Source organism: Phycisphaerae bacterium, assembly GCA_035384605.1.
In the GTDB taxonomy this organism is placed as follows: Bacteria; Planctomycetota; Phycisphaerae; order UBA1845; family PWPN01; genus JAUCQB01.
In genome coordinates this window covers 25,332-35,405 of the sequence record DAOOIV010000030.1, presented here as the reverse complement: position 1 = coordinate 35,405, position 10,074 = coordinate 25,332, and the positions used below count along the sequence as shown (strand labels likewise).

Annotated in this window: 5 protein-coding genes; all 5 read left to right on the top strand. The window is 62.3% G+C overall.

Annotated features, from left to right (window positions below):
* Positions 1-293 precede the first annotated feature (293 nt).
* Positions 294-5,555, top strand: a complete 5,262-nt coding sequence (locus PLL20_09105) for a secretin N-terminal domain-containing protein (GenBank protein ID HPD30139.1) — start codon at positions 294-296, stop codon at positions 5,553-5,555.
* A gap of 118 nt (positions 5,556-5,673) precedes the next feature.
* Entirely contained in the window at positions 5,674-6,255 is a 582-nt protein-coding gene (locus PLL20_09100; GenBank protein ID HPD30138.1) for a hypothetical protein, read from the top strand.
* Between the two features lie 202 nt (positions 6,256-6,457).
* On the top strand, positions 6,458-7,036 hold the full coding sequence (locus PLL20_09095) for a dockerin type I domain-containing protein (protein ID HPD30137.1): 579 nt from the start codon (positions 6,458-6,460) through the stop codon (positions 7,034-7,036).
* A gap of 197 nt (positions 7,037-7,233) precedes the next feature.
* Positions 7,234-7,701, top strand: a complete 468-nt coding sequence (locus PLL20_09090; GenBank protein ID HPD30136.1) for a hypothetical protein — start codon at positions 7,234-7,236, stop codon at positions 7,699-7,701.
* Complete coding sequence (locus tag PLL20_09085) at positions 7,698-10,004, top strand: VIT domain-containing protein (GenBank protein ID HPD30135.1); 2,307 nt, start codon at positions 7,698-7,700, stop codon at positions 10,002-10,004. Before PLL20_09090 ends, PLL20_09085 begins: the two co-directional genes overlap by 4 nt.
* Positions 10,005-10,074 lie beyond the last annotated feature (70 nt).

The window sequence follows — 10,074 nt, the reverse complement described above, 5'->3', positions numbered from 1 at the left end:
GGATTCTGGGGCCAGCGAGAAGGGATTCTGGGGCCAGCGAGAAGGGATTCTGGGGTCAGCGAGAAGGGATTCTGGGGCCAGCGTGGGTGCCACTGGCGGCTTGCCCGCCAGTGTAGACCTGGCGGTGAGGGAGCCGCTGGAAAGCGGTGGTTGACAAATGAATCTGGTATACTTCGCTCGCCCCGATGGGCCGGCGCGGCCCTGACAGGTATTGGATTGTGACGGACGTTGCGCTTCGGCCGATGTCTAAGTGTGAGGCCGGAGCGGGACTTAACGCGTGAAGGAGTCGTCGCATGTGGTATTCATGGCTGATTCTGATAGCGGCAGTCGGGCAGACCGCGCCCCCGGAATCATTCGGACCCATAGCGAAGAGAACGATCATCAGCGGTGACCGTGTGACGGTGATCCCGGTGGGAGAGGTGACGGATTCACCGACTACGACTCGACCGGCCGCAGGCGCGCTGCGCAGGGTCGGCAGGATTCCCACCGCTTCCCGACCGGCGGCATCGGACGGGTCGCGCGCGGGCGATGAATCTGTGCTCTCGCCCAGGCCCGCCAGAGCCGTGCCGTTGACGGTTGTCACCAAGCCGACGACCCTGCCGTCGGAGGCGACTGCCTCATCGACGCCGCTGCCGCTCCGCGGGCCCGCAAGTCGGCCTGAGTCTTCCGTCGATCTCGACGCGCTTCGCAGAAAGCTTCAGGCCTCGTCCGCAGCCCCCACCGTCGCCGCGCGTGCCCCGGCCGCGCCTGCTCCGTCGGCCGTCGAGATTCGGGAATTGGGCCCGCTCTCCGGCGACACGGTAAGCATCCACTCGACCGCCACCGGCGAGCTTATCATTGAGGCCAACGAGGAAGACCTCAAAGTGATCGAGGCCTTGATCAATCTGCTTGACGCCCAGCCGCCCGAGGCGGAGCAGACGGTCAGGGTTTTTACTCTGCAGTCGGCACAGGCCACCGATGTGGCGACGAACATCCAGAAACTCTGGAATGAATACAAGAAACCGGTCTCCGGCCAGATTCGCCCGGAGGATCGGCTGACGATTATTCCCGACCCCCGGGCAAACCTGTTGATGGTCGCCACGGCGATCGGCAACCTCAAAGAGGTTGAGATGATGGTCGAGGCGCTGGATCAATCTCCGATCGGCGGGAACGTGAAGGTCGTGCCGCTGCCCCTGAAACACATCAAGGCGGCCGAGGCCGAGGAGGCCATCAAAAACCTGCTGAAACTCCTGCAGCAGCAGCGCGGCGCATCGAAGGAATTGTATACCCTTTATGCCGATGTGCGCACCAATATGTTGCTCGTGTCGGCGTCGGAGCGAGACATCGAACAGATCAGGCAGCTTCTGGACATCATCGACGTGGAGCCAAGCCCCGAGACCGGCGGCGTTGCGAAGGTTGCCATCGTGCCGCTCAAGAAGGCCGTGGCCGCCGACCTGGTCAAAGCCCTCAACGATATGCTCGTCTCGCAGAGCGACGCGGCGAAGGCGATGAAGGAGCAGATCCGCCGCCTGCAGGTTGTCCTTGCGAAAGATGAGAACCAGAAGGAACTGAAGCCGGTTGATCTCGAAAAGCCGATCAAGCTGTTCGCCGAGCCCGGCACCAATTCGGTGATCATTGCCACGGTTGAGGGCAACATCGAGCCGTTGAAAGAAATCATCTCGGAGCTCGACGGTATGCCGCTGGCGGACGAGATCATGCTCAGCCTTTTCCCGCTCGAGCACGCTGACGCGGTGAGCCTGCGGGACGACTTGCAGAAGATTTTCGACCAGAGCCAGAAAGTGACCGACGTCCCCGGCAAAGAGGCGGTGAAAGGCCGCACCCCCGACACCATCACCAAGGGCCTGATGGCTCCGATCAGCCTGGTGGCCGACAAGCGGACCAATACCCTGATCGTCTCGGGCCGGCCCGAGCAGCTTCTGCTGGTCCAGCAGATCGTGAAGACGGTCGATGTGGACAAGATTGCCAACAAGTTCCCGGTTCGCATGGTCAAGCTGGAGCATTCCGACGTTCGCCGGATTCGCGAGGTGGCTCAGCAACTGGCCGACCAGCGGCAGAAAATCGCCGAGCGGCTGGGTGAAATGGCCAAGGAGCGGGAGAGCATTCTGCTGATTGAGGACATCCGGACCAACAGCCTGATCATCGCGGCCAACGACGCGAACTTCCAGGAGATCGAAGACCTGGTCAAGAAGCTCGACGGCACCGAGGATGACTGGCTGGGCCAGATCAAGATCATCAACCTGCCCGATAACCTGACTGCGCCGGACATCGCCGACAAAATCGGGGAATTGTGGCAGCGGCGCGCCAAGCTCCGCCAGGAGGGCGGCTTGCCGGCCGACGAGCCGGTGATCGTGTCCGATTCGCGGACCAACTCGCTGGTCATCGCGTCGAACATGGAGGACTTCGAGGCCATCCAGAAGCTCGTGGACCAGCTCGGGCAGCAGAAGCTGTCGCCGATGCTCGACATCTACCAGGTGCGGGTGCAGAACAATGACGCCGGCAAGGTGGCCGAGACGGTGCAGGACGTCATGGACAAGCGTCTCGAGCTGAGCACCGACCCGAACGCCAAGGAGCAGCCCTCGGAACGGGTCTACGTGGTCGCCGACCCGCTGACGCGAATGCTGCTGGTGGTTGCATCCAAGCGCAATTACGAAGAGGTCGTCTCGCTGGTCAACAAGCTGGACACTCCGCCGCCGGTCGACGGCATCATCCGCGTCTATTACGTCCGGAACATCGACGTGGCCAAGGCTGAAAAGACCATCACCGACCTGTTCGAGAAGGGAATCTACAAGGCGGGTGTCGACGACAAGAACCTGCCCGACTCGATGAAGAAGGTCACCGTCATTCCCGACGTTCGCAGCAGTTGCCTGATCGTGAGCGCCAGCCCCGAGAACTACGCGATCGTCGAGAAGGTGTTGCAGGAAATCGACCGTTCGGAGACGCCGATGGCTCAGGCATACGCCCGGTTTTTCGATCTGCAGCATGCCGATGCCGTGAAGGCCGCGGAAACGCTGAAGACGATGCTCGAGGGGTTGAAGAAGAGCATGCCCGGCGACCAGGCCGATGAACTGGGCTTCGAGATCACGCCTGAGGTCCGCAACAACCGGCTGATCGTCGTGGGCACGCGCTACGCGATGCAACGGGTCGAGGAAATCGTGCCGAAGCTCGACATCGCGCCTCGAATTCCCAGCGGGATCACGCAGTTTTATGAGCTCAAGGAAGCCTCGGCGAGCCAGGTTGCAAAGAGCCTGACCGACCTCTTTGAGAAACAGACGCCAAAGGGCGAACAGACACCGATCACCATCATTCCCTTCGACGCCTCCAACGGCCTGCTGGTGACCGCCTCCCAGGACGATCACATCAAAATGCAGGAACTGGTCGGTCTGCTGGACCGCAAGACGAAGATCTCCGACCAGATGGAGATCATCTCGCTGAGTGAAGCAAAGGCCGAGGACGTCGTTAAGACGCTGACCGACCTGATGGAACAGCAGCAACGGGATCGCGAGGGCGGTTATACGGTGGCAGCCGAACCGAGGACCAACTCGGTGGCCGTCTGGGCCACGCCCGACCTCATGGTCCAGATCAAGGAGATCCTGAGAAAGATCGACCTTGCCGGTCCGATCGACACTCGCTCCATGCGGGTATTCAAGCTCCACAGCGCCAAGGCTGAGGATCTGGCCAAACTCCTCGATGATTTCTTCAAGAACGCCGGCGCGGGCGGCAGCGACGGGAAGAACGTTCGGAAGATGATCATTGATTTCGTCGCCCATCGAAATCCCGATTCGGGCGAGGAAATCACCCAGAAACTGGTTCACCAGGACGTGACCATCGTGCCCGATCCCTACACCAACTCGCTGCTGGTGCTGGCTCCGGCCGGCAGCATCGACATGATGCGCATGCTGGTCGAGATGCTCGACAGCATCGAGCCGCAGACGATTTCGCTGCGGGTCTTCGAGTTGCTCAACGCCGACGCGGAGGAAATGAGGGACTTGCTCGAGGGCCTGTTCAAGACGCAGGGCGGGGGCAGCAGCGGTTCGGCCCCGCAGATCACGCTCGGCGAGGGAGCAGCGGCCGGTCTGGCCGCGGCCGCCGGTGTGAGCGGCACGGGCGGCGTCCTGGAGGTGGAGTTTGCCGTCGACAAACGGACCAACACGCTGATCGCCGCCGGAAGCCCGGCGCACTTGCGCATCGTGGAGTCGCTGGTGCTCCAGCTCGATTACAGGGAACTGGACGAGCGCATCGCCAAGGTGGTTCAGTTGCGAAATACCAGGGCCTCCGAGGTCGCCAAGACTCTGACCGAGTACTTCGATCAGGAAAGCGAGTTGATGGAAAAGGCTTTCGGCGAGGAGGCCAGCCAGCGGCGATTCCAGCGGCAGGTCATCATCACCGAGGCCGCCACCGGACAGATCGCCGCCGACGAGAGCGGCGGCAGCAGCAACAAGAAAGAGTCGAACCTGCTGCTGGTGAGCTGTAGTCCGCGAATGGAATCGCTGGTCTACCGCATGATCAACGAGCTGGATCAGCCGATCCCGCAAGTGATGATCCAGATGTTGATGGCCGAGGTGACCGTGGATAACAGCTTCGACCTTGGCATGGAGTTCGCCGCCCAGGACCTGCTGTTCAGCGAAACGGCCACGCTCAACGCGAACACGGGTCTGCCTCAGGGGGGCGATTACGATATCGTATTCGGAACCGACCTCGGAGTGGCCGCCGGCGGCGGCTTCAGCTTCACCGTCACGGGAGAGGACTTCAGCTTCCTTCTTCGGGCGCTACAGGGTGAGGGTCGGACGGAAATCCTGGCCCGGCCGTCAATCATGGTACAGGACGGTCAGGCGGCATTTATCTCGATCGGCGACCAAGTGCCCATCGTCAAGAGCGCCAGCGTGAGTCAAGGCGTTGTCATCCCGACGGTGGATTACGTCGATGCGACCGTCAAGCTGACCGTGACGCCGATTATCAACCCCGACAATTTCGTGAATATGTATATCAAGCCCGAGATCAAGAACGTCAGCGCATCCAGCCAGGACCTGGGCAACGGCATCAAGGCCCCGATCATCAATACACGAGAAGCTGAAACCTCCGTAACGATCAAGGACGGGGAGACCATCATCATCGGCGGCCTGATCAAGGGGAAGCGAGACGACACCGAGTCGAAGGTGCCGATTGTGGGCGATATTCCGATTCTTGGGAGCCTGTTCCGCTCGACCACCAAGCGGGACACCAAGACCGAGTTGCTGATCATCCTGACGCCGCGGGTGATGCGGGCGGTCGAGGATGCCCGCAAGCTGTCCGTCGAGATGCGCGACCAGACGGGGATCATAGACGATCGAATCCGGACCAACCCGCTCATGCAGGGACTCCAGGTCAAGCCGACCGATGTTGAAGGCCTACAAACGCCGGCCCAGACGCGTCCGGCGGACCATGAGGCCGGAGAGGACGAACTCTTCGGACCGGAGATCGACGAGTACGGCCCCGCCGCCAGCAGCGTCCGAACCGGCCCGGTGCCGGCAGTCGCCATCCAGCCGCCCGTAACGGTTTCGGGAAAAGCTCGGCGGTGAGCTCGTCGAGGGACGGTCGCTGTTCGTCGGTCACGGGGATGCCGGCGTCCGTCAGCGACAGACCACCGACGGTGGCGCGTCCGGCATGAGGCTGATCGTGCTCCAGGGGTGCCCTTGAATGGCAATGATCCTGACCAACTCGGGAATCCACTTCCGCCGGGTGGGCCACTTGTTCATCGCGGCGGCAGGCACTCTCTTGGCGACCGGTTGCGTTCAGCCTCAAGAGGCGGCAACCGGGTCGGGCGGCGCGCTTGTCCAGGAGGTCGCCCGAATGCCGACCGAGCCCAGCGTAGTCAGCATCGTGGCATTCTACAAGTCAACTGCGCCTTGGCTGTGGAATGCCGACCGTACCAGGGTCTCGGGCATCTACGTCTCCGCTCTGTATCTTCTGGGACCGAAGGGGCTGGGCGTGTTCGGCGACGGGATTATCCGCCCGAGAATGTTCGTGGTCGAAACGGGCAAAGATGGCAAGAGGCAGAGTAAACTGGTGAAAGAGTGGGCGTTCAACGTCGAGGAAGCGGTTCCGTTTCGCGCCAAAGAGAAAAAAACGCTCGGTTGGGGTTACGGCCTCCCTCTGCCCTTCGGAGATCTCGATGTCAGCGGGCGCGAGATACAGATGGTCATTTGCTTCGAGCGCAGCGACGGCCGTTTGGTGACCTCCAGCAAGCAGACCTTCCTGGTACCCAAGTCCACCGAATGATGGACGCTGGGGCTTGGCTTCCTCGCCTCAGCGGCCAGTGGCTTTTTCAGTTTCCGGGGGCTTTCTCAGGACCGCGACCATACATGTCGGGCGTAGCTCGCCGGCGAGGCCGGGAGGGAGCAGCGTTTCTTCCACAAAATCCCGACGGAATCCTGGAACCTTCGGACCGTGCCGCGCGCTCAAGCAGGCAGAGGGTACGAACATGGTCAGACAATGTCCAGGCGAAGAAGATCGATTGCAGGTTCATGTTCCACAAGAACTTGTGAACGAAATGCGGAAGATTTATCCTTCAGGGGGGCCTGTACCCGCGCAGCTTGACGAGGCCATTCTCGCCGCCGCCCGGGTCAGGATTGCCACTCGACGACGAGCTTGGATCGTGTTGCGGCGCGTCTCCATAGCGGTAACGGCGGCGGCTGCGGCCATCGGTCTGGCGGTCTGGATCGGCCAGGGCGGCCTGAAGTCCACCCCCTCACCCGAGATGATGATTGCCGCTGTAACCCCCGCCGGCCCCAAAGACATCGACCGCAACGGCCGGGTCGACATCCTTGACGCTTTCATCCTCGCCCGCCACCTCGACGAAAGGCTCGGAACCACGGCCGACACCAGTGGGGCCGACGCCCTCGTCGGCCCGCAGGACAGCGCGGCATCGGCAAGAAAGGCTTCTGGACGGGGCGAGGCCAGACCGTCCGACTGGGACGTAAACGGGGATGGGGTCATCGACCAAGGGGACGTCGATGCCGTGGCCATGGCGGCAGTCAGCCTGAAGGGAGGAGCGTCATGAAGGGTTCAGGGTTCAGGGTTCAGGGTTCAGTGAGGAAGGATGAAGGCGGAAGGCAGAAGGCGAAAGGCGGAAGGCGGAAGGCGGAAGGCGGAAGGCGGAAGGATGAAGGGAAACGAGTTGCTGATAGCGGTTTTCCGATTCATCCTTCGTCTTTCATCCTTCATCCTTTTGGTCGCGGGGGGGAGATCGCGCGAGCAATGCTCGTGTGCGTAGCAGCTCTCGCGTCATCGGTTGCTTTCTCGGTCGTGGTTGCTCGGGCACAGGAGGTGCCGGCGACCCAGTCGGCGTCGAAGCCGGCCATCCGCTTCACCCACGTTGATGTCTTCATTGATGCCAAGGATCAGCCCTTGGCCGCCTATCAGTTCGAGCTGGCCGCCGAGAAGGGCGAGGTGAAGATCGTGGGCATCGAAGGCGGCGAGCATGTGGCCTTCAAGGCCCCGCCGTACTACGACCCGGCCGCCATGAGCCGCGACCATGTCATCATCGCGGCATTCAACACCGGCAAGGACCTGCCCAAGGGCAAGACCCGCGTCGCGAGAGTCCACGTGCAAGTAACCGGCGAGACCAAGCCGGAATACGTGATCAAGCTCGAAGTCGCCGCCTCATCCGAGGGGCGGCCGATCAGTGGTGCAACGGCCACCGTCATTGAAGGAGGTTCACGATGAAGTCCGTGCGAAGGATTGTGCTCGTTCTGCTGGCTGCGGCGTTGGGCCTTGCGGCGTACGCTTGCTCCTCCGCGCAGAGACTCGCATCCAAGGCAGACAAGGAGGCCGCCGCGCCGGAAACGTCGACACCTCCGGCCCAGTACGGCTTCACGCCTGCACCTGCGCCCGGCCTTGGCGAACCACCTGCACAGTTTTCGCTTCCCTTGACGCCGCCACAAGGCAACTCGTCGAGAGAAACCGCCGGCAAGCCCTCCGGAGAGGATAGCTCTATGCGGTTTAGGGGCAAATGGTGGGGACAGGACGCTGCCAAGCCTAGGGATGCGTATGGCATCGGCGGACGGCGGTGGTCGTTGTTACGTGAAGGCAAGTCTCCTCCGCCCGGCGCTCTTCCTTCCCCAGGAGAGGAACTATGGATCGTCCAGCGTCCATCGGGCGAGCAGCCGAGGCCGACCGGCGAGGATATTCCCGGCAGCGGCGAACTGAGGGCCAAGCTGCCCGGCGAGACGAAGGAAATCCCGCTGCCGCTCAAGCACACCGACGTTCAGGCCGCGATCGCCGGCTACATCGCCACCGTCGATGTCACTCAGCAGTATCACAATCCCTACGAGAGCAAGATCGAGGCGGTCTATGTGTTCCCGCTGCCGGAGAACGCGGCGGTCAACGAGTTCCTGATGACCGTGGGCGAGCGAAAGATCCGCGGCATCATCCGCGAGCGTGAGGAGGCCGAGAAGATCTACCAGGAGGCCAAATCGCAGGGCTACGTTGCTTCGCTGCTGACCCAGGAACGCCCGAACATCTTCACCCAGTCGGTGGCCAACATCGAGCCTGGCAAGCAGATCGACATCAACATCCGCTACTTCAACACCCTGGCCTACGACGACGGCTGGTACGAGTTTGTCTTCCCGATGGTCGTCGGCCCGCGGTTCAACCCGCCGGGCAGCACCGACGGAGTCGGGGCGGTTGGCCGCGGTGACCGGGGCATCTCCGGCCAGAAGACCGAGGTCCAGTACCTGAAGCCCGGCGAGCGCAGCGGCCACGATATCTCGCTGTCGGTGGCCATCGATGCCGGCGTGGCCATCGAAAAGATCGACAGCCGCAACCACGTGATCGAAGTGAAGAAGTCCTCGCCCGAAAAAGCCGAAGTGCGACTCGGAAGACTTGACACGGTGCCCAACAAGGATTTCGTGCTCCGTTACCAGGTGGCCGGCCAAACGGTTAAATCCGCGATCATGACCCACCGCGACAAGCGCGGCGGCTTCTTCACCATGATGATCTACCCGCCCAAGGATCTCAGCAACCTCAAGCGCAAGCCCATGGAAATGATCTTCGTGCTCGATTGCTCCGGCAGCATGAGCGGTCGTCCGATCGAGCAGGCCAAGGCCGCCGCCGAGCGTGCCCTGCGGCTGCTTGAGCCCGACGACACCTTCCAGATCATCCGTTTCTCGAACAACGCCTCGCAACTCGGCCCCAAGCCGGTGGTCGCAACGCCCGACAACGTCCGCCGGGGCCTGGAATACCTCAAGTCGCTCCAGGGCGAGGGCGGCACGATGATGATCGAGGGCATCAAGGCGGCGCTCGATTTCCCGCACGACGAGAACCGCCTCCGCTTCGTTTCGTTCCTGACCGACGGTTACATCGGCAACGAGGAACAGATCTTCGGCGAGATCCACAAGCGGCTCGGTGCAGCAAGGATCTTCAGCTTCGGGGTGGGCTCGTCGGTCAACCGCTACCTGCTCGACGGCATGGCCCGCATGGGCAAAGGCGCGGTGGCCTACCTCGGCCTCAACGACAGCGGCGCCGACGTCATGAACCGCTTCTTCGAGCGGATCAGCCATCCGGCCATGACCGACGTGATGATCGACTGGGGCGGGATGAAGGTCGAGGACATCTATCCCAAACGGATCCCCGACCTCTTCGTCGGCCGCCCCGTGTTGATCACCGGGCGGTTCAGCGGTAAAGGCTCGGCCACGGTCCGAGTCAAAGGCCAGGCGGGCGACAAGGCCCGCGAGATCGCCATTCCAGTGGACCTCGATGATGCATCCGCCACGCACGAAGGCCTGGCTGCCGTCTGGGCCCGGATGAAGATTGCCGAACTGTCGCAGCATGCGATCATGGATCCGGGCGAGCAGTGGACCGGCCAGATCAAGACCGTTGCCCTCGAATACGGCCTGATGTCCGCCTACACCGCTTTCGTGGCCGTCGATTCGCTGACCAGGACCGCCGGCGACAGCGGCACGACGGTAGCCGTGCCGGTTCCGATCCCCGACGGCGTGAAGTACGAGACCACGGTACAGGAACGGTAGAGCGGACTCTGATCGCCGCATTCAGTCAGAACCCGCAGCGCAAGCGACGGGCCGACAACCAGCAGAGCGA

What these genes read in the sequence shown, in the direction of transcription:
- PLL20_09105 (HPD30139.1), top strand. Translation starts at nt 294, where the DNA reads ATGTGGTATTCATGGCTGATTCTGATAGCGGCAGTCGGGCAGACCGCG.
- PLL20_09100 (HPD30138.1), top strand. Translation starts at nt 5,674, where the DNA reads ATGGCAATGATCCTGACCAACTCGGGAATCCACTTCCGCCGGGTGGGC.
- PLL20_09095 (HPD30137.1), top strand. Translation starts at nt 6,458, where the DNA reads ATGGTCAGACAATGTCCAGGCGAAGAAGATCGATTGCAGGTTCATGTT.
- PLL20_09090 (HPD30136.1), top strand. Translation starts at nt 7,234, where the DNA reads ATGCTCGTGTGCGTAGCAGCTCTCGCGTCATCGGTTGCTTTCTCGGTC.
- PLL20_09085 (HPD30135.1), top strand. Translation starts at nt 7,698, where the DNA reads ATGAAGTCCGTGCGAAGGATTGTGCTCGTTCTGCTGGCTGCGGCGTTG.